General features: G+C 72.1%; 14 protein-coding genes. 9 read left to right on the top strand and 5 right to left on the bottom strand.

Annotated elements, in window-relative coordinates; all coding sequences use genetic code 11:
- Positions 1 to 22: 22 nt before the first annotated feature.
- Positions 23 to 3,178, bottom strand: coding sequence for a glycoside hydrolase family 2 TIM barrel-domain containing protein (locus ACXN5W_RS16050; protein WP_473159089.1), 3,156 nt, complete (start codon positions 3,176 to 3,178; stop codon positions 23 to 25).
- Between the two features lie 218 nt (positions 3,179 to 3,396).
- Between ACXN5W_RS16050 and ACXN5W_RS16045 the strand changes: the two genes are divergently transcribed.
- Positions 3,397 to 4,272 carry an alpha/beta fold hydrolase gene (locus ACXN5W_RS16045; RefSeq protein WP_473159088.1) on the top strand — a complete coding sequence of 292 codons (876 nt, stop codon included), beginning with the start codon at positions 3,397 to 3,399 and terminating at the stop codon, positions 4,270 to 4,272.
- Positions 4,273 to 4,348: 76 nt separating this feature from the next.
- On the opposite strand, the gene ACXN5W_RS16040 is transcribed toward ACXN5W_RS16045, so the two are convergent.
- Positions 4,349 to 5,311 carry a glycosyltransferase family protein gene (locus tag ACXN5W_RS16040; protein ID WP_473159087.1) on the bottom strand — a complete coding sequence of 321 codons (963 nt, stop codon included), beginning with the start codon at positions 5,309 to 5,311 and terminating at the stop codon, positions 4,349 to 4,351.
- 387 nt (positions 5,312 to 5,698) lie between these two features.
- On the opposite strand from ACXN5W_RS16040, the gene trpB reads away from it, so the two are divergent.
- The 4 genes from trpB to ACXN5W_RS16020 all read left to right on the top strand — a co-directional run bounded on the left by trpB (position 5,699) and on the right by ACXN5W_RS16020 (position 9,737).
- Complete coding sequence (gene trpB, locus ACXN5W_RS16035) at positions 5,699 to 6,856, top strand: tryptophan synthase subunit beta (protein ID WP_473159125.1); 1,158 nt, start codon at positions 5,699 to 5,701, stop codon at positions 6,854 to 6,856.
- Positions 6,853 to 7,650, top strand: a complete 798-nt coding sequence (trpA, locus tag ACXN5W_RS16030) for a tryptophan synthase subunit alpha (RefSeq protein WP_473159086.1) — start codon at positions 6,853 to 6,855, stop codon at positions 7,648 to 7,650. Before trpB ends, trpA begins: the two co-directional genes overlap by 4 nt.
- Before the next feature lie 34 nt (positions 7,651 to 7,684).
- Positions 7,685 to 8,434 carry a GntR family transcriptional regulator gene (locus ACXN5W_RS16025; RefSeq protein ID WP_473159085.1) on the top strand — a complete coding sequence of 250 codons (750 nt, stop codon included), beginning with the start codon at positions 7,685 to 7,687 and terminating at the stop codon, positions 8,432 to 8,434.
- Positions 8,435 to 8,549: 115 nt separating this feature from the next.
- Positions 8,550 to 9,737, top strand: a complete 1,188-nt coding sequence (locus tag ACXN5W_RS16020) for a low temperature requirement protein A (protein WP_473159084.1) — start codon at positions 8,550 to 8,552, stop codon at positions 9,735 to 9,737.
- A gap of 3 nt (positions 9,738 to 9,740) precedes the next feature.
- Here ACXN5W_RS16020 and ACXN5W_RS16015 read toward each other — a convergent pair whose 3' ends face one another.
- Complete coding sequence (locus ACXN5W_RS16015) at positions 9,741 to 10,925, bottom strand: low temperature requirement protein A (RefSeq protein WP_473159083.1); 1,185 nt, start codon at positions 10,923 to 10,925, stop codon at positions 9,741 to 9,743.
- Between the two features lie 176 nt (positions 10,926 to 11,101).
- Here ACXN5W_RS16015 and ACXN5W_RS16010 point away from each other — a divergent pair, with 176 nt between their 5' ends.
- On the top strand, positions 11,102 to 12,088 hold the full coding sequence (locus ACXN5W_RS16010) for a zinc-dependent alcohol dehydrogenase family protein (RefSeq protein WP_473159082.1): 987 nt from the start codon (positions 11,102 to 11,104) through the stop codon (positions 12,086 to 12,088).
- Positions 12,089 to 12,113: 25 nt separating this feature from the next.
- On the opposite strand, the gene ACXN5W_RS16005 is transcribed toward ACXN5W_RS16010, so the two are convergent.
- Complete coding sequence (locus tag ACXN5W_RS16005; RefSeq protein ID WP_473159124.1) at positions 12,114 to 12,746, bottom strand: TIGR03085 family metal-binding protein; 633 nt, start codon at positions 12,744 to 12,746, stop codon at positions 12,114 to 12,116.
- A gap of 169 nt (positions 12,747 to 12,915) precedes the next feature.
- Here ACXN5W_RS16005 and ACXN5W_RS16000 point away from each other — a divergent pair, with 169 nt between their 5' ends.
- Entirely contained in the window at positions 12,916 to 13,449 is a 534-nt protein-coding gene (locus ACXN5W_RS16000; RefSeq protein WP_473159081.1) for an RICIN domain-containing protein, read from the top strand.
- Between the two features lie 78 nt (positions 13,450 to 13,527).
- Complete coding sequence (locus ACXN5W_RS15995; protein ID WP_473159080.1) at positions 13,528 to 15,801, top strand: ATP-binding protein; 2,274 nt, start codon at positions 13,528 to 13,530, stop codon at positions 15,799 to 15,801.
- Here ACXN5W_RS15995 and ACXN5W_RS15990 read toward each other — a convergent pair whose 3' ends face one another.
- Complete coding sequence (locus ACXN5W_RS15990; protein ID WP_473159079.1) at positions 15,802 to 16,944, bottom strand: helix-turn-helix domain-containing protein; 1,143 nt, start codon at positions 16,942 to 16,944, stop codon at positions 15,802 to 15,804.
- 366 nt (positions 16,945 to 17,310) lie between these two features.
- Between ACXN5W_RS15990 and ACXN5W_RS15985 the strand changes: the two genes are divergently transcribed.
- Entirely contained in the window at positions 17,311 to 20,499 is a 3,189-nt protein-coding gene (locus ACXN5W_RS15985; protein WP_473159078.1) for an amino acid adenylation domain-containing protein, read from the top strand.
- The last annotated feature ends 142 nt before the right edge of the window (positions 20,500 to 20,641 follow it).

The following is a 20,641-nucleotide window of genomic DNA, read 5'->3' as shown; positions in this document are numbered from 1 at the left end:
GCTGGGCCGGCGACTGAGCGGGTCAGTCGGCACCGGGACCGGCGTTCGGCGGCAGCAGCGGGGTGAGGGTGAGGGTGAACTCGGCTGCCCGGACCTCCAGGCGGTACTCGGGCAGCATGCCCGGACCGCAGGCGGCACTCCCGAGGCCCTGCACGGCGTGGTCGGTGTGCAGGCACACGTGCGGCTCGGCGACCAGATCCACCGGGTGGCGCGCGGCGGCGAGCTGCTGGTCGCTCCAGCGGCGGGCGGCGAGGTTGAACAACGGGTCGCCCTCGACCCGTACGCCCCGGCCCCCGGCGTCGGTCAACTCGGCCCACCGCACGTCGGCGCGGTTGCCGTTGTCCTGCGGGCGGACGTACGGGGTCTGCAACTCCTCGACCGTGGCGGTGAAGCGGTCCGTCCGCGCCGCCCGCCGGGAGTCCGGGTACGCCTCACCGGGCCCGGCGCCGAACCAGTTCACCCGGGACCAGTCGGCCGGGAGCAACCACCGCAGCCCGATCCGGGCCAGCGAGGGAGCCTTGTCCCGTCGAACGAGTTCGGCGTACCGCTCCGGCGGCAGGTCCGGATCCACCATGATCTCGCCGAACACGTCGCCCCGCTCGGGCCAGTGCCCCACCGGCCCGGTCCGGACCCGCACCCGTACCCGGTGCTCGTCGGCGTCCCAACGGTACGTGGTCAGGTAGCCGCACCCGGACGCGGCGGCGGCGCTGCGTACCACCACGGTCAGCGCGTCGTCGTCCAGGTCGACCGAGACGGTCCGGTCGTGCAGCCGGTGCAGTCCTCTCGCCTGCCAGTACTCCGCGTCGCGCTGCGCGCCCGCCCGGTCGTTGTCGGTGGGTGCCCGCCACAGGGCCAACCGGGGGCCGTCCAACGGCAGCCCGCCGAGGCTGACCAGCTTCCCGGTGTGCCGATCGAAGCGGGCCGGACCGAGCCCGAGGTGGTCGGCGCCGACCGTGGCGGCCACGGCCGGACCGTCCAGCCGTGCACGGGCCACCCCGCCGACGGTGGACGGCCGGTCCGTCGGGGCGGGCATCCGGATCTGGCCCCAGCCCACCCGGTGGCCCTCGGGCGCCCAGGCGGTCGGCTCCGCCAGCTCGGCGTACACGGTCAGCCACCACTCGCCCGCACCGTCCGTCGCCGGCTGTCCGTCGGCCGGTAGCTCACCGGCGGCGCCCGCCGCTGCCTGGCCGTCCGCCGCTGCCTGGCCGTTGGCGGGTGGCGTGCCGGGCATGGGTGCCGGCAGCTCCGCGCGTTCGCCGGCGCCGAGCGGGGGCACCGGGAGGACGCCGTCGGCGATCGGTGTCCCGTCCTGACTCAGCGACCAGGTGAACCGCAACTGGGACAGATCCTGGAAGTCGTACCGGTTCTCGACCGAGATCGTGCCGGGGCGTTGCCCGGCACCGATGCGCACCGGCTCGATGACCTTGCCGTACTCGACCAGGCCCGGCGACGGGGTCCGGTCCGGGAAAACCAGTCCGTCACAGATGAAGTTGCCATCGTGCAACTCTTCGCCGAAGTCCCCGCCGTAGCCGAAGAACTCGCGGCCCCGCGCGTCGGTGGTCCGCAGGCCCTGGTCGATCCACTCCCAGACGAAGCCACCCTGCACCCGGGGGTACCGATCGCACAGCTCCAGATATTCGGTCAACCCGCCCGGACCATTGCCCATGGCGTGTGCGAACTCGGTGAGCAGGAAGGGCATCCGGTTGCGCGGCTCGTCCGCCGGATCGCCGGCACCGTCGATGGCGGGGTAGAAGCACTCACCCGGTCGCAGCCGGCCCTGCCCGATCCGCCGCACGTTGGCCGGCGTGCGGTACATCTCCCCGTAGACGTCGGTGTACCGGCCGAACCGGTCGCCCTCGTAGTGGATCGGCCGGGAGGGGTCGCGGCGACGCACCCAGGCGGCCATCGCCGCGAGGTTCCGCCCGTCGCCCGCCTCGTTGCCCAGGGACCACATGATGACGCTGGGATGGTTCTTGTCGCGTTCCACGGTCCGGGTTATCCGGTCCAGGTACGCGTCCAGCCACAGTGGATCGTCCGAGGGGTTCCGGCTCCAGCGCTCCGGGTCGACGTACTCGAACCCGTGTGTCTCCAGGTCGCACTCCAGCACGACCCACAGGCCCAGCTCGTCGCAGATGTCCAGAAACCACGGATGGGGCGGGTAGTGCGAGGTCCGCACGGCGTTGACGTTGTGCCGCTTCATCAGCTCCACGTCGCGGCGCATCGTCTCGCGGGTGACCGCCCGCCCGCGCTCGGGGTCGAACTCGTGCCGGTTCACGCCGCGCAGCAGCACCCGCCGGCCGTTGACGGTGAGCACCCCGGCCTCGTTGATCGTGACCGTCCGGAAGCCGATGTGCAGCCGTACCCGTTCGGTGTCGGTGGCGAGCACCGCCTCGTACCGGAACGGGTCCTCGGCGCTCCACGGGCGTACCGAGTCGAGGTCGAACACCCGCTCGGCGGGCGCGTCGACCACGTCCAGGGCCGGGACGCTCACCCGTACCGGGCCGTCGGCGAGCACGTCGAAGCGCAGTCGGCCGGCGGTCGTCGCGGCGTCGTAGTCGGCGTGTACGAACACGTCCCGGATCCCGCCCACCGGGCGGGCCAGCAGCGTCACCTCCCGGAAGATCCCCGACATCCGCCAGGTGTCCTGGTCCTCCAGATAGCTGCCCGACGAGTACTGGTGGACCCGTACCGCCAGCACGTTGCGGCCCGGTCCCAGCGCGGCGGAGGCGTCGTACTCCACCGCCAGCCGGCTACCCCGGCTCACCCCCAGTTCGGTGCCGTTGAGCCAGACCCGCGCGCAGGAGTCCACCCCCTCGAAGCGCAGCACGGCCGGGCCGTCCGGCCAGGACGCGGGCAGTTGGAAGACGCGGCGATAGTCACCGGTCGGGTTCTCGTCCGGGACGAACGGCGGGTCCACCGGGATCGGGTAACTGACGTTCAGGTACGCGGGCCGGCCGTACCCGTGCAACTGCCAGTGCGACGGCACGGGAAGCCGATCCCAGCCGGCGTCGTCGAAGCTCGGCGACTCGAACCCGTCGGAGTCCACCAGCCCCAGCGGGGAGAACCGGAAGGCCCAGTCACCGCTCAGATCGAGCCGGGGGGCGTCCGAGGAGAGGCGGGCCCGCGGCGCGGCGTAGCCGTGTCCGGGCGAGAAATCCTCGAAATAGCGACCGGACATGTTGCTCCTCCGCTGTCGAGAAACGTTCGGAAGTGACCGTACCCCGACCGGTGTCGATGTGACGGCGGTCCACGGCGGGGGTGCCAGAATGGCGGGCGGACCTGCTCTTCGGCTCGTCAACGGGTGCCTGAGCGAGGCGCGTGAACCGGCACCGGATGAGGTGTAGGAGCCCCACGGCCGGGTAGCCACGACCACTTCTGTCGGCGGAGGGAGTGGCGATGGGCGGCGGGCGGGTTCCGGATTCCTTCACCGAGCAGACCGCGCGGGTCGGTGATGTCACGATCAACTATGTCCGGGGCGGTCAGGGCAGCACACTCGTCCTGCTGCACGGTTATCCCCAGACGTGGTACATGTGGCGCAAGGTGCTGCCGGAGTTCGCCAGGCAGCACACGGTCATCGCGCCAGATCTCCGGGGCGCCGGCGGCAGCGACGCCCCGGCCGGGGGCTACGACAAGAAGACCCTCGCCGCCGACGTGTACGGCCTGCTCACCCAGCTCGGCCTCGACCGGGACGTCAGCGTCGTCGGGCACGACATCGGGACCATGGTGGCGTACGCCTATGCCGCCGCCCACCGCGACGAGGTGCGCAAACTCGTGCTCACCGAGGCCCCCGTCCCGGACCAGGGCCTGTACCAGATTCCGACGCTGACCCCGAAGGGCCCGGGGTTCTGGAACATCGGCTTCTTCAGCCTGCGCAACGGCCTGCCCGAACAGATCGTGGCCGGTCGCGAGGAACTGTGGGTGGATCGGTTCACCGATTCGATGAAGGTCCAGCGGGACGGCATCGGCGATGACGACGTCCGGGAGTACGCCCGGTTCCTCCGGGACGACGCGCACCTGCGGGCCAGCTTCGAGTACTTCCGGGCGCTGCCCGAGGATGTCACCGACAACGGCGAGTACGGCAGGACGAAGCTGACCATGCCGGTGCTGGCGCTCGGCGCCCGGGCCAGCCTCGCAGAGGCGGTCGCAACCCAGGTCGAGCGGTACGCCACGACGGTGACCGGCGGCGTCATCGAGGACTCCGGTCACTGGATCTTCGAGGAGCAGCCGGCCGAACTCGCCACGCAGGTCGTGCGGTTCCTTCAACAACCCTGAGTCGAGCCACGCCCGGCTCACGCCGCCGGAAACCGGACTCCGGCCGCGATCAGCCCGGGGCCGTGAGCCGCGCCGGCTACCTCGCGGAGCGTGCCGCCCGGTGCCAGGCGTCCGCCCAGCCGCCGGCGCCCGTCGGTCGGCGGCCCGCTGGTCCGGCGCCCGCTGGTCCGGCGCTCCGGGCCGCGCCCGCCAGCGCGGGGCGCGCCGCGTTGAGATCCAGCGACCGGTAGTGGTCCCACAGCTCCTGGTTGGGCATCGGGCGATCCCACCGGCCCGCCCAGTGGACCAGCAGGACGGGCGGCGCCCAGGGCGGCTGCACCACGGCACCGTCGCGGGTCGGGCCGAGCTCGTTGCCACCCCATCGCTCCAGCGGGATGGACCAGTCACCGGTCGCCGCCGAGATGGCGCTCAGGCTGGTGTACGAGCGGCCCGAGGTGACGATCAGGTAGTTCAACAGCGGCTGTTCGCAGCAGAGCAGTTCCATGTGCGGAGCCAGTTCCAGCGCGGCCGGGATCTTCGCGGTGATCTCGGCGAAGGGAAGGTTTCCCCGCCGCGAGGCGATGAAGCCGGTGTTGGTCGCGTACGCGATCTGTTCGGCCGACAGCGCCCCGGTGGACTCGATCGAGTCCCGCCACACCCAGCGGCGGGTCGACGGCATGTTCGAGTTCGAGGTGACGAAGCCGTGGTCGCTGAGGTGGGGGTGGACGAAGTCGAGGTCGTGCAGCAACACCGTGTCGCTGTCGAGGTAGACGAACTCGTCGAACTCGCCCTCCCACATGGCGAGCTTGCGGTACTGCCCCTTCACCTCGCCCTGGAAGGCGCGGCTGATCTCGTCGCAGGCGCGCAGGATGTCGCCGTCGGGCCAGATGGTGAAGCGGTAGCGCTCGCTGAGTTCGGACAGCCGCGCGATGTCGTCGGCGTACGGGATCAGCTGGAGTGGCACCTCCGGTTCATGCCGGCGAACGCTGTTGAGGAACGCGATCGCCGAATCGAGGATGGCGTCGTTCGCCAGGAAGTACACGCCGCGCTTGGCTGCCATGCCAGGGCCTTTCCGCATGTCGTTCCGCCGCCGGGCAGGTGGGTGGCCCGGCGTGGTCCCCGGTGGTACGCGGGGCAGAGCCAGTCTCCGCACGCTCGCCCGGAAACCCGACGAGCCGGACTCGGGTACCGCTCGAGCCCAGCAGGTCGAGGTCCTCGATCCGCCCGACGGCCTCGCCGCCGGACCGCCGGACCCGCCTGACGGCTGAACCCGCCTGCCCGCCTGCCCGCCTGACCGCCGAACCCCGCCTGACCGCCGACCCCGGGCTGGCGTGCCGGGCCGTGCCGTGCCACACTCCTTTCATACAGTTCTAGAACTCTAGGGCTAGATATAGAACTCTGGGGAGGCGTCGTGAGTGAGGTCGAGGTGCGGCAACGGCCGGGGTTGATGAGCGACCCGTCGGCGCGCGGCCGGTTCGGCGAATTCGGGGGTGGCTACGTTCCCGAGTCGCTCGTGCCGGCCTGTCAGGAGGTCGCGGAGGCGTTCCACGACGCGTGGGCGGACCCGGCCTTCCGGGGCACTCTCGCGACGTTGCTGGCCGCGCACGCCGGTCGGCCGACTCCGTTGACCCCGGCCTGGCGGTTGTCCGCCGAACTCGGCATCGACCTGCTGCTCAAGCGCGAGGACCTGGCCCACACCGGCTCACACAAGATCAACAATGTGCTGGGGCAGGCCTTGCTGGCCCGGCGGATGGGCCGTACCCGACTGATCGCCGAGACGGGCGCCGGCCAGCACGGCGTCGCGACCGCGACCGCCGCCGCGCTGCTCGGCCTCGGCGCGACCGTCTTCATGGGCGAACGCGACATCGAGCGGCAGGCGCTCAACGTGGTCCGGATGCGGGTCCTGGGCGCCGAGGTGGTTCCGGTCCGTACGGGCAGCCGCACCCTCAAGGACGCCACCAGCGAGGCGATGCGGCACTGGGTCGGCGCGACCGAGGACTCGTACTACTGCGTGGGCTCGGTCGTGGGTCCGCACCCCTACCCGTGGATGGTGCGGGAGTTCCAGCGCGTCATCGGCGACGAGGCGCGCCGGCAGTGCGCGGCGGAGCTGGGCAGCGGGGTGCCCGAGCACGTGGTGGCGTGCGTGGGCGGCGGATCCAACGCCGCGGGCACGTTCGCCGGGTTCGTGGACACGTCCGCCCGGCTGATCGGCGTCGAGGCGGCGGGCGGTGCCGGCGCCAGCCTCGGTCGGGTCGGCGTGCTGCACGGCGCGCGGTCGCTGTTCCTGCAGGACGGAACCGGCCAGATCGGCGAGGCGCACTCGGTGGCCGCCGGGCTCGACTATCCCGGCGTCGGGCCGGAGCACGCACACCTGCGCGACCTCGGCCGGGCGCGGTACGAGACGGTCACCGACGCCGAGGCGGTCGACGCCGCGGTGCGCCTGGCCAGGGCCGAGGGCATCATCCCGGCGCTGGAATCGGCGCACGCGGTCGCCTGGGTGATCCGCGCGGCCGGCACCGGCGAACTACCACCGGAGACGACGGTGCTGCTGACCCTGTCCGGGCGGGGCGACAAGGACACCGCGACCCTGATGGAGCTGATGTGACACCCCGCCGCCTCGAAGGCCACCTGCGCGCCCGCCGGGCCGCCGGCCGCAAGGTGCTGATGCCCTACCTCACCGGTCAGGTCACCCCGAACTGGACCGACCACCTGCGGGCGTTCGCCGACGCGGGGGCCGACGCGATCGAGGTCGGTCTGCCGTTCTCCGACCCGACGCTCGACGGCGACACCGTCCAGGAGGCCACCGGGACGGCCCTGGCCCACGGGGCGACCGCGCACGGCATCCTCGCCGAACTCGCCCGCCTCGCCACGGACCTGCCGCCGCTGGTCGTGAGCACCTACGCCAACCTGGCGCTGCGCGAGCGCCCGGACCGGTTCGGAGCGGCGCTCGGCGCTGTGGGGGTCGCCGGCCTGATCGTGCCCGACCTGCCGCTCGACGAGGCCGACGAGCTGGCGGCGGGCACCGCGAGCGCCGGCGTCGACCTGGCCCTGCTCGCCGCGCCGGTCACCCCGCGCCCGCGCCTGGACGAGATCGGACGGCGCAGCCGTGGCTTCGTCTACGCGGTGTCGGTGATGGGCACCACGGGACAGCGGGCCGAGCTGGCCGGCTCGGCGGCGGAACTCGTCGCGCGGGTCCGGGCCGTTACGGACCTTCCGGTGCTGCTGGGCTTCGGCGTGTCGACGCCGGAGCACGCCGCGGCGGGTGCCCGGAGCGCCGACGGTGTCATCGTCGGCGCCGCGGTGCTGCGCCGTATCCTCGACGGGGCGACCCCGGCCGAGGTCGCGGCGTACCTCGGTAAAATGCGCCGAGCGCTCGACGAGGAGGACGGCCCGCCGTGACCCGTGGTTCCCGTGCCTGAGGTGAGGCGGTTCCGTGTCTGAGGCAAGGCCCGGGGCCAGGTACCGGGCCATCGCCGCCGACCTCGCCGCGAAGATCCGGGCCGGCGAATACACCCCCGGGGAGGCGCTTCCCCCGCAGCGGGAGCTGAGCGCCGCGTACGGGGTCACGCTGATGACGCTGCGGCAGGCGCTGCGGCAGCTCAGCGACGATGGTCTGATCGTCCAACGGCCCGGCCTCGGGACGTTCGTCGCCCCGCCGCACCTGGCCTACCAGCTGGGCGCGTTGCACAGCCTCGCCGACGACCTGCGAAAGCAGGGCCACGACGTCCGTACCGTCGTGCTCGCCCGCACGGTGCGCCGCGCGCCGGCGACAGTCGTCAGCCAGCTGCGGATCCGGACCGGGGACACCGCGCTCCGGCTGGAGCGGTTGCGCGAGTTCGCCGGCCGGCCGGCCGTCCACCAGGTGTCCTGGGTCCGCCAGCCGTACGGCGACCAGATCCGGGACCGCGACTTCGGCGCGATCTCGTTGTACGGCGCGCTCGCCGACGCCGCAGTGGCAGTCGCCCGCGCCACCGAGACGATCCGGCCCGGCAGCCTCGCCGCGACCGTAGCCCGGCACCTCCAGGAGCCCGTCGGCGGTCCCGTGTTCGTCAGCGACCGGGTCACGTACACCCTCGACGGCACGGCGGTCGTCGCCGACCGGGCCACGATCCTCGGCAGCATGATGGAGATCCGCACCGAACGCGCCGCGACCGGGCTGTCCCTGAACTGGGGCGCCGCCTAGGGAGCCGGAACGCCACGAGGGCGGTTGCGTATTACGGCGATGGCGGCATGTGACCGGGCCGGCGACCGTAGCCTGTCCTCAGGCGAGGACGGTGCGGTGGGTCCGGAGGGCGTCGATGGCCAGGGATGGTGGCGCCGGTCTGGCGGCCCCGGTCGCACCGGATCCGAGCCGTCCGGCGTTCCTGGAACTCTTCTTCGACCTGGCCTACGTCTTCGCGATGATCTCGTTGGCCGAGACCCTCAGCGGCAACCTGAGCTGGACCGGCGTCGGGGAGTCACTGATCCTGCTGCTCGCGATCACCCTGGTCTGGGCGCTGTCCACGTGGCTCGTCGACACCCTCGACCTGGGACGGCCCGCGATCCAGGCGCACTTCATCGGGCTGGCGGCGGCCAGCCTGCTGCTGGCGGCGGCGACGCCGGAGGCGTACCAGGGGCGCGGCCTGCTCTTCGCGGTCACCTACCTGGCCACCCATCTCGGGTCGAGCGTCTACTACCTCCTGCTCCGGCCGATCGCCACCAGATCGGACATCAGCGGCCGGATCACGTTCTGGTATCTCATCGCCGCGATCGGTTGGCTCGGCGGTGCGCTGGTTACCGGCCCCACCCGGCTCCTGATCTGGGCGGTGACCGTCGGCCTGGAGTACACCGTCGCCTGGCTCGGCTGGCCGCTGCCGGGGATGGGGCGGTCACGACCGCAGGGCTGGCGGTTGGTCGGCGAGCGGGTGGCCGAGCGGTACCGGCAGTTCGTCATCGTCGCGCTCGGCGCGGCCATCTTCGTGGCCGGGTCGACCTTCAGCGGAGGCGAGTACACCGCCGATCGGGCCTGGGCGCTGCTGGTGGTGTTCATGATCGTGGTGCTGACCTGGCGGATCTACATCTACCGGGCCGGTGAGCTGTTGACCGAGGCCATCGCCCGATCGGCGAACCCGACGGTGCTCTCGCAGTCCGCCGCCATCACCCACCTGATCATGGTGGCCGGCATCGGCGGCATGACGGTCACCAGCCGCCTCGTCGTGACGCGTCCGTTCGGGGACACCCCGGCCTCGTGGGCCGCGGCCATCCTCGGCGGGCCGGCGTTGTTCCTGGCCGGTCGCGGCCTGCTGGACTACACGGTCTTCGGCCGGCTCTCCCGGTCCAGGCTCGCCGGGCTGGTGCTGCTGGCCGGCGCGGCGCCGGCCAGCAGCCTGCTGCCGCCGATCATGGTCGCCCTGCTCACCATGAGCGTCCTGGCCGTGATCGCCGTGGTGAACCTGGTGAGTACCCGCGTGTACGCCCGCACGCCGATGCCACCGGCGATCGGCTGAACCTCACCCGGCCGGCACGGTCGCCCGGACCGGCCGCGCGCGTGCGGGCAGCGTCTCCCAGACCAGCGTGAGCAGCAGGACCAGGTTGGCCGCGACCAGGACGGCCACCGGTGGAAGCGGCGCCACCGCGGGCCCGAGGGCGCCCAGCACCACGATCCCGACCGCCCGGGACCAGAGGACCCGCCCGGTGAGCACGGCGTCGAACAGACAGCTCCCGAGCAGGAACAGGGCCGGCCCGGCGAGGATGGCGGTGATCCAGGCCGGCGGCGTCGTACCGAACGGCCGGTCGATGACCAGCGAGACGCCGGTCGAGACCACGAGTACCCCGGCCACCATCACCAGATGGCTGTACGAGGTGTAGGTGCCCGAACGGACCCGCTCCACCGACGTGGCGCCGGTCGGTGCCAGCAGCTGTCGTATCCGGTGGAGGTAGAGCTGGAAGAGCAGCACCGCACTGGCGAACGCGACGGCGCTCGCGACCACCCGGCCGGCCTGGAAGCCGCTACCGGCCAGCCCCAGGCCCGCGCTCAGGATCAGCTCGCCGAGCGAGATGATGAAGATCTCCCGATGCCGCTCGGACAGGTGGGTGCCGGTGAAGATCTGGCTGGCGAGTTCGGTGTGGCCGAGCTTCGGTGTCGGCCAACCTATCCGGGCCGACCCGAGATCGACCACCACCGCGATCGACCAGAGCGCCAGCCGGGCCGTTCCGGACACGAACACCCCGACCGCCCACGGCGTGGCGGTGACGACGAACCAGAAGAAGACCCGGATGCTCCTGGCCTGGATCGGGCGGTTCACCCGGGTGCCGGGGATGAGGACGGCGTCCCGGACAAGGTGGATGCCGAAGTACGCCCCGACGAAGAGCCAGCCGTAGTCGGCGAAGGCGTACGGCACCGCGATGGCCATCAGCAGGGTGCCGAACATGACCGCCACGACTGTCGCCTGGATGATCGGCAGCCGCGGGTTGAACAGGTCGGTGAGCCACGCGGTGAGCACCCAGACCCACCAGGCGGCCATCAGCAGGACGGTGGTCTCGGCGGCACCCAGAACGGTGAGGTTTCCGGCCAGTCCCGCCGAGAACCTGGAGAGCATGAAGATGTAGATCAGGTCGAAGAAGAGTTCCAGGAACGTCGGGTGATCGGGCTCGCCGCGCCGGCGGAGGATTCCGGGGAGCGGGCTGGGCGTCACCGCGACTGCCTCCTTCGGCACGTCCCTCGGACAGTGGAGGCACCGGACCCAGGGCTTCTCCCGACAACGTACAAAACGGCGGGTCGGTGGGAGGCCGAACCGGCGAACCGGCCCGGCCGGCAACCCGGCGCAGTAGCTTCCCGGTGACGCCTCGATCACAGGGAGTTCGGACTGCCATGCGTGCCGCACTGCTATCGGAATTCGACGCCCCGCTGCGGGTCGAGGAGATCGCCGAGCCCACCGCCGGTGCCGGCCAGTTGCTCGTACGGATCGTCGCCAGCGGCGTCAACCCGCTGGACACCAAGATCCAGGCGGGAAAGGCGCCGCATGCCCGCGTACGACCGCCGGCGGTGCTCGGCCTGGATCTCGCGGGTGTGGTCGTCGCGGTGGGCCCCGGCGTCACCGGCTTCGACCCGGGCGACGAGGTGTACGGGCTCACCGGCGGCGTCGGCGAGTTACCGGGATCGCTGGCCGAGTACGCCGCCGTGGACGCCCGGCTCGTGGCGCGCAAGCCACGCGCACTCTCCATGCGGGAGGCCGCCGCGCTGCCGCTGGCCGTCATCACCTCCTGGGAGGGGCTGGTCGACCGGGCCGGGGTGCACGCCGGGCAGAAGGTGCTGGTGCAGGGCGGTGCCGGTGGCGTCGGGCACGTGGGCATCCAACTCGCCCGCGCCCGGGGTGCGCAGGTGTACGCGACGGGCGGTCCGTCGAGCCTGCGGGTGATCGAGAACCTCGGCGCGGTGCCGATCGACTACACCACCACCAGCGTGCAGGAGTACGTCGCGAGGTACACCGAGGGGCAGGGGTTCGACATCGTCGCCGACAACGTGGGCGGGGCGACGCTCGACGCGTCGTTCGCGGCCGTGCGCACCTACCACGGGCACGTCGTCAGCGCGCTGGGCTGGGGGTCGCACTCACTGGCCCCGCTGTCGTTCCGGGGTGCCACCTATTCCGGGGTGTTCACGCTGCTGCCCATGCTGACCGGCCAGGGGCGTGAGCACCATGGCGAGATCCTGCGCGAGGCGGCGGCGCTGGCCGACGACGGCGCCCTGCGGCCCCGGTTGGACCCGCGCCGCTTCACCCTGAGCACGGTGATGGACGCGTACGGTCTGGTCGCCGGCGGTGGCGCGGAGGGCAAGGTGGTCATCGACATCGAGGGCTGAACCCGGCCACGTCGGCGGTCGGCGTCTACATGCCGAAGTGCGTCCGTCGTACGGCTTCGACAGCCGCCGCTGGTCCGCTCACCTCGACCTGGGCCGCGCCCTGCCGGCCGAAGAGGTAGAGCAGCAACTCGCCAGGGGTTCCGCTGAGCCGGACGGTGGGTGTTCCCCGGCGGGCCCGCACGGTTCTCCCCGTTTCGGCCCACACCAGTTCGAGACCCACCCCGTGCAGTCGGCGGGTGAGGAACCAGGGCCTCCAGGTCACGTTGCGCCACAGGGCGGCGTCCATCGGGTACCCGTTGGTCCGTGGCCCACGGCCGTTGGCGCGGCGGACGTCCTCGTGGTGGACGAAGAACTCGTTGAGCGTGGGGAGCCGGCGCACCCATGGGATCCGGAAGAACCCGGGCGGCGGACCCGAGCGGAACGTCGCGACGAGCCGGCTGAAGTCGCTCCGGGCGAGGTCTCGCTGTCGGCGTTCGGCGAGCCGGCCCCACGCTCCGGACAGGACCAACCCGGGGCCGGCGAGGTTATCGTGCTCGCGCAGGACCAGATGCGCGACGAGGTCGCGGGTGGTCCACGGCACGAGGAGCGTCGGCGCATCGGGGCCGAGTTCCGTGAGCAGGTCAGCGAACCGCGCGCGCTCGACGGTATCGAGAAGCATCTCGGCCACGAACCGGAGTCTAGCCGCCAACCCGGTGAGCCCGGTGATTCTTGCCTGTCGTTCTGCATGGTCACCCGGCGCGCACGACGCTGTACTCGTTGTGCGCGGATTGTGCGCGGCGAGCCTCGGCGCTGAGCCGAGGCTCGGACCGGCAACGGGAGGACCAAGGGTGTCAGGCAAGGTTGGCAGGACGACGTGGCGGGGGATCCTCGCTCGGCTGGTCGTGGTGGTCGCGCTGGTCGGTGGCGGAACGGCGGTGGCCTCGTCGCCGGCGGCAGCGGCGGGTTACGCCTTCACCGGGCAGTTCCAGAACTACGCGACCGGGATGTGCCTGGACAGCAACAGCGACGGTTACGTCTACACGCTGCCGTGCCAGGCCGGCAACAACTGGCAGACCTGGACCGTCACCTCCACCGGCGGGAAGGCCCCGTCCGGGTACGACTGGGTGACCGTCCGCAACCGGCAGACGGGTCTGTGTCTGGAGATGTGGGAGTTCGGCGGCCCGCAGCTGCACGCCTTCGCCTGTGACGGCGACCTGACGCAGCGGCTGGAGGGCGACGGGCCGAGCTGGAACCAGGTGGTACTGCGGCTCAACTACTTCGATACCCGGTACATCTGCCTCGACACGCACGGCAGCGGTGACGCGTACGCCCGGGCGTGCAACTACGGGGGCTACCAGACGTGGCGGCTGAACGGTCGGTGATCCGACCGGTGCGGTAGGTCACCGCTCGACGCCTGGTGTGCCGGGCGGTGATCTGTGAGGGTGTGCTCGGTGGAGTCGATGCCGAGCACACCCGAGCGGCCGTCCCTGGGCACTGTTCTGCGGGCCTGTCGCGTCGCGGCGGGGCTGTCGATCGAAGGGCTCGCCGACCGGTCCGGGATCAGTGCCCGGGCGATCAGCGACATCGAGCGCGACCGGGTCCGCCGTCCGCAGCGCCGCACCCTGACCGCCCTGCTCGATGTCCTCGCCGTACCGGACGACCAGCGCCGCCGACTCGTCGCGACCGGGACCGTCCGACCGGCGGTGCCGCCAGGGTGCGAGCTGCCCGGTCCGCCGCGGTACTTCACCGGCCGGGCGGCGGCGCTGCGGACGCTCCGGGACATCGCGCGCCGACCGGCCGACGACCAACGGCGGGCCGCGGTGGTCGTCGTCACCGGGCCGGCCGGGGTGGGCAAGACCAGCCTGGCGCTGCGGGCAGCGGCGGACCTGGCGGCGGACTATCCGGACGGCCGGTTCCTGGTCGATCTGCGTGGCATGGACGACGTACCGACCGCGCCCGGCGAGGCGCTGCACCGGTTGCTGCTCGCGCTCGGTGTGCCGGAACGGCGGATCCCGTCCGGTCTGGACGAGCGGGCGACGGCGTACCGGTCGGCGCTGTTCCCGCGCCGGGCCCTGGTGGTCCTGGACAACGCCGCCGACGAGGCGCAGGTCCGGCCGTTGCTGCCCGGTGCCGGGGAGAGTCTCGTGCTGCTCACCAGCCGGCGGCGGCTCAGTGGTCTCGACGACGCGCGGTGGATCCCGGTGGAGCCGTTGCCGGAGGAGGAGTCCACCGCGATGTTGCGGGCCATCGGCCAGCCCGGTCTGGCCGCCAGCCCGGCCGAGCTGGGTGAGCTGGCCCGGCACTGCGGCCACATGCCGCTGGCCCTGCGGGTCACCGGGCAGCGGCTGTGGGACGAGCCGGGCCTGTCCGTGGCCGAGCTGAACCAGCGGTTCGCCGGGGAACGGACGCGACTGGCGATCATCGACGCCGGTGGGTCCGGCATCCACGCGGCGCTCAACCTGTCGTACCGACGGCTCGGCACCGACGTGCGGCGGACCTTCCGGCGGTTGTCCCTGATGGTCGGTCCCGACTTCGGTCCGGATCTGGTCGCGGTGGTCGCCGGGCACCGTCCCGAGGATGCCGAGCGGCGGCTGGATGCCCTGGTCGAGGGCGGCCTGGTGGCCGTCGTGCCACCGGACCGGTACGGCCTGCACGACCTGGTGCGGGACTTCGCCGCTGACCGGATGGCCGTGGCGGAGCCGAACTCGGTTCGGCGGCTGCGTACGGCCCTGCTGCGATGGCTACTTGAGCGGACCATCGCGGCCGGGCGGCATTTCGAACCGGCCGGGCGGCATTCCGAGCCGGCCGGGCCGGCACCGCTGGCGGAGTTCCGGAACCGCGAGGAGGCGACCGGTTGGCTCGACGGGGAACGTGGCAACTGGTTCGCGGCGCTGCGCCTGGCGGCCGCCCAGGGCCGCCACGACCTGGTGGTCAGGACCGCGGACGCGCTGCACTGGTTCTCGGACAGTCGAATCCACCTCGACCTCTGGCCGGAGGTCTTCCAGCTGTCCGCCGAGGCCGCCGCCCGGCTGGGCGACCCGGTTCAGGAGGCGGTCCATCTCAACTATCTGGCCTGGGCGCAGGCGATCTGCCAGGGCGACCACCAGAGGAGCCTGGCCACCGCCGGGCGGGCGCTGGACCGGGCGGTGGTCGCCGGCGACTCGACCCAGGAGGCTTGGGCGCTGCTGTACGCCGCGATCGGACGAACCGGTCTGGGTGACCACGCCACGGCGCTGCGGCTGCGGCAGCGGGCCTGGGTGATGCTGCGTCGATCGACCGACCGGGAGGGACTGCCGCAGGCCATGGCATCGCTCGGTACCTCACTGCTGGCGCTCGGCCGGCCCGCCGAGGCACTGCGCGTGCATCGTCGGACGTTGCGCCTGCTCCGGGACCCGAGTTATCCCATGGCGGACTGGGCGCGGGTCTGCACCGACGCGATAACCTGCTGGCGGATCGGCAACGACCTCGCCGCGCTCGGCCGGTGGGCGGAGTGCGTCACCATCCGCCGGGAGGCCGTGTATCGGCTGCGCGCGGCCGCGATGCCGGCGACCGAGGCCCTCGTGTCGGTGGAACTGGCGGAAGCGCTGCGGCAGACGGGAGCGACCCGGGACGCGCCGGCCCATCTTGTCCGGGCCATCGAGCTGGCCGAGGCGTGCGACGACCTGGAACTGGCCCACCGGGCGGGGGCGATGCTCGTCGAGCTCTCCAGGATCGGCTTGACGCCGCAGCGGTGATCAGGCATCGGGGGCGACGCGGGCGAAGGCGAGCACCAGCGGATGCGGGTCGTACCGGTGGTCCTGGCGGACGGTCAGCCAACCCCGCTCGGCCAGGTCGACGAAGCCTGCCTCCGCCGGGACCGGACCGGTCAGCCGGGGCAGCATCCGCACGGCGGTGCGGGCCCGCGCCGGCAGCCGGGCATATGCCCGGGCGAACGCGTCCGGTACCGAGAGGTCACCGGTGACCAGCGCGTCCAGGATCCGGCTCGGCTCGGCCAGCCGGTCGATCAGCCACTGCGCCGTCCACTGCGGACGGGTCAGCAGCCGATTCGCGGTAACCCGCAGGGCCAGCGGCAGGCCGCCACAGCACGCGGCCAGCTCGGCCACCGCCGGCTCGGGGACGGCCGGCTCGGGGACGGCCGTGTCCAGCATGGCCGTGAGCGCGGCCCGCGCATCGGCCGGGGGCAGCGGCGCGACCAGCCGCCGGTCGGCCGCGGGCAGGTTCGCCAGCGGTGGGCCGCCGGTGATCAGGGTGACGGTGTGGGCGCCCGCTGGCAGCAGCGGTTCGACCTGGGTCCAGCCCGAGGCGTCGTCCAGCACGATCAGCATCCGCCGGTTACGCACCATTTCCTGGTACGCCCGGACGGCCGCCACGTCCGACGCGGTCGAGGTCTCGCCGAGCGTCCGCAGCAGTCGCCGCGCGATCGTGCCCGCGCCACCGTCCCCGGCCGGCCGGAGGAACCGCACACCGTCGGGGAACCGCCCGGCCAACAGGGTCGCGGCCCGGACAGCCAGCTCGGTCCTGCCCACCCCGGGCAGGCCGAGCAGTTGCACCACGCCGGTCCGCTCCACTCGTGAGGTCAGCCAGGCCAGGTCGTCACGCCGGCCGGTGAAGTGCGGTGTGACCCGGGGCAGTCCGGTGAGTCCAGGGGCCTGCTCGCTCGCCGCGCCGAGCCGGTCGCGGGCCACGGCGTCCAGGCCCAGCACCGAGCCCAGGGCTCGCAGGGTGGCGTTCTGCGGACGCCGGATCCGGCGCCGCTCGATCCCACTGATCGTCCGAGGGCTCACCCCCGAGCGCGCGGCAAGTTCCTCGATGGTCAGACCGGCGGCGTTCCGCAGGGAACGCAGCGGGTGAACGTTCTCCTCCACGCTGTTCCGCACCCCACACTCCCACCAGTCCTCGGCGGTCGTCGTGCCCAGGATATGTGCTCGACGGCCAACAAGCCGCGGATGAGGGGGACTGCGCGAGGGTGAACCAGTGTCCGGTGCGGTTGTCGCGGACTTGTATTCCCCGGTCAATCACATTGACATATTTATAGGTTCGGGCGGTGTCGCCGATCCTGATGCCGCTTTTCCGAACGGCACGGGCGTGTCGACCCGATGGCCGGACGGTTTAGGATCGTCCAGTGTGGATCGACCGACGCCCGGCGGGTGGCGGGTTGGTTCAGCACGCACCGCGACCTCTCGTCGCCCCCGAACAGAGCGGCCCGTTTTCCGTGATCGTGCGTTGAGCTGGGACAACCCAAAATGACCTTGGATCAGAGTGACCTGGCCGACGTGTCCAGGGTGAATCCCGTGGCCGCCTATGACCGTGCGCGGCACGGGGTCCACAACCTGCGCAACCCGGCGGTGATCACCGACCCCACCGGCTACTGGACGGCGATTTCCGAGCTGCCCCCACTCTTCTATGACCAGGTCGGAGGGGTGTGGGTCTGCTCCGGATATCAGGAGTGCATAAGCATTCTCGCCAATCACCGGACGTTTTCCTCCGCCCGGCAGCACGGTAGCGGTGAGTTGTCCACACGAGGCATGTCGGATCTCGTACCCACCGCGGAGCTGCTTTCCCGGCAGCTCCTGTTCACCGATCCACCACGGCACACGCGACTGCGGGACACCCTGAAACAGGAATTCACCCCGGCCGCGTTGGCCCGCCACGACAAGGTGTTACGCCAGCTCGCCGACGAGGTGCTCGAAACACTCCCGGAGTCCGGCACCCTGGATCTGGTACGGGACTTCGCCGAGATACTGCCGGCCCGGCTGATCGGACACCTTCTCAATCTGCGGGAGCGGGTGGCGGAACTCACCGACTGGGCCGGGGCGTACGAACAGTTGCTGGGTAGCCTTTCCACCTTTCCCAGCCGCGCGGACCTGGCGGCGGTACCCGTGCTCGACGCGGCGCTGCACGCGCTCCGGGAGGTGGCACGGGAACGCCGGGACTCGCCCGGCGATGACCTGATCAGCATGATGGTGACGGCGCTGGACGATGAGCCCGACCCGCTCGGCCTGGTCGCGGCCAACGCGCTGGTGCTGGTCGCCGGCGGATACCAGACCCTCACCCAGTTGGTGTCCAGCGCGCTGCTGCAACTGCACCGGCACCCGGACCAACTGCGCCGGCTGCGCGCCGACCCCGGGCTCATCGACTCGACGGTGGACGAGGTCATGCGGATCGACGGATCCAGCCAGTACGTGGGCAGGCAGGCCGTCCGGGACGCCCGCATCGGAGAGGTCCGGATCGAGGCGGGGGAGAGTGTGCTGCTCCTGCTGGGCGCGGCCAACCGCGACCCGCGGAAGTTCACCAACCCCACGGCGTTCGACATCGGCCGTAACGAGGGTCGCCACCTCGGGTTCGGCTCCGGCCCGCACTACTGCGTCGGAGCGCCGTTCGCCGAACGCCTCGCCGGCTGGGCGATCCTCGGCTTTCTCGACCGTTACGAGCACTTCGCCCCCGCCGCCGGCAACTTCCAGGAGTGGGGACCGCACGCCAACACACGTTGCCGCACCTCGGCCCGGATCGTCGTGGGGCGGCAGCCACTCGCCGTCGACGAGCGGACCCGGCACCGGATCCTCGCCGAATGGAACGAGCCGGACACCGGACCCGGCAACCCGCAGTGCTGGCATCTGCTGTTCGAACGAATGGCCCGGCTCGACCCCGACGCCGTGGCCGTCGAGGACGAGCACGGCTCCCACCGGTACGGGGACATCGACTCCCGGGCGAACGGGCTGGCCCAACGGTTGCGGGAGCGGGGGGTCGAACCCGAGACGACGGTGGCGATCTGCGGGGAACGGTCCGCGTGGCTGATCGTCTCGATGCTGGCCGTGGCCAAGGCGGGCGGCGCGGTCATGTTCGCGGCGGCCGACTGCCCTGGCGAACGGCTGCGGACGATGCTTGGTGAGGCGTCCGCCCGGCTGGTCCTGGCCGACGGCGCGACCGCCACTCGACTCGGCGCGCTGGATCTCCCGGCCGAGGTGGTGTCGCCGGACGTCACGCCGGGTTCGGCCGAACCGCCGGTCACCGGCGTCAACCAGGGCAACACCGCGTACATCGTGTTCACCAGCGGGACCACCGGGCGGCCGAAGGCGATCGCCACCGATCACCAGGCCCTGGTCAACCTGCACCTCGCCCAGCGGCGGGTGTTCCGGCTGCGTCCCACCGACCGGGTCCTGCAGTTCCTCTCCCTCAACTTCGACGGCTGCGTCTTCGAGATGGTGCTGGCGCTGCTGTCCGGCGCGACGCTGGTGATGGCCGACGGAGCGCGACTGACCCCGGGGCCGCCACTGGCCCGGACGCTGCGCGAGCGCGACGTGACCGCGGTCGTGGTGACGCCGTCGGTGTGGGAGGCCCTGCCGGACGAGTCCCTGCCCGCGTTGCGGATGGTCGCCTTCGCCGGTGAGCGGCTGCGGGCCGGTCTGGTCAACCGGTGGCGTGCGCCGGGCCGACGGTTGCTCAACCTCTACGGGCCCGCCGAGGCGGCGATCTGGACCACCTGGCACGAGTGCGGTGGTGCCGACGCCCGAGGCTCCGACGATCCGGACAGGTCGGACCCGCCCATCGGGCGTCCGATCGACGGCAAGCGCGTGTACGTGCTCGATGATCAACGTGAGCTTGTGCCCATCGGCCGCGAGGGTGAGCTGTATATCGGCGGCACCGGGTTGGGGCGCTACCTCGGCCGGCCGGAGCTGATGGCCACGGCCTTCGTGTCGGACCCGTTCAGCGCCCAACCCGGGCGGTTGCTCTATCGGACCGGCGACGTCTGTGCCTGGCGGCCGGACGGGACGCTGGAATACCGGGGCCGGCGTGACCGTCAGGTCAAGATCCGTGGCCAGCGGGTCGAGCTCGACGAGGTCGAACGGGTCCTGGAGCGGGCCCCCGCAGTCGACTCCTGCGAGGTGTACGTACACGACGGGCGCCTGGTGGCCGCCGTGGTGGTCCGGCCGGACCAGTGGCAGGAGGCCGAGGTCCGCTCCTACCTCGGGGCGCACCTGCACACCGGGATGATCCCGGCGCGGTTCGTGCTGCGCGACCGGATCGCCCTCACCGATACCGGCAAACGGGCCGCGGCGCCCCGACCGCCCCTGGACCGCGCGCCGGACCCGGACCGCCCGGCGCCCGGCGCCGGGGCGCCCGGGACCCCTGGGATGGCCGGGGCAATCGGAGCTGCTGAGCTGCCCGGGACCGCCGAGCTGGCCGGGGCCGCTGCCGAGCTGTCCGGCCCCGCCGGGCAGGTCGCCGAGCTGTTCGCCGCCAGCCTGGGTCTCTCGCCCGGCGAGATCCGGCCGGACACCGACTTCTTCTCCGCCGGCGGGGACTCGCTCGCGCTGGCGCAGTTCCTGACCGCGATGGAGGCCCGGTTCGAGGTGCTGCTGGACGTGGAACGCCTGGTGAAGGATCCCACCCTGGCCGGCGTGACCCGGCTGGTGGACCAGCGGGGGCGATGACGGCGACGAGGCTGTCCCCTCGCCCACCGGCATCCGGTTGACCCGGGCGGCGCGACAACCGCGGTCGCGCGGCTTCGGCGAGGTCAACCCGGGTAGTCGCGCCGGTAGGAGCCCGTCAGATCGGTCCGGCTACCGTCTGCGT

The organism is Plantactinospora sp. A48 (assembly GCF_055793945.1).
This window is presented reverse-complemented; position numbering and strand designations above follow the sequence as displayed.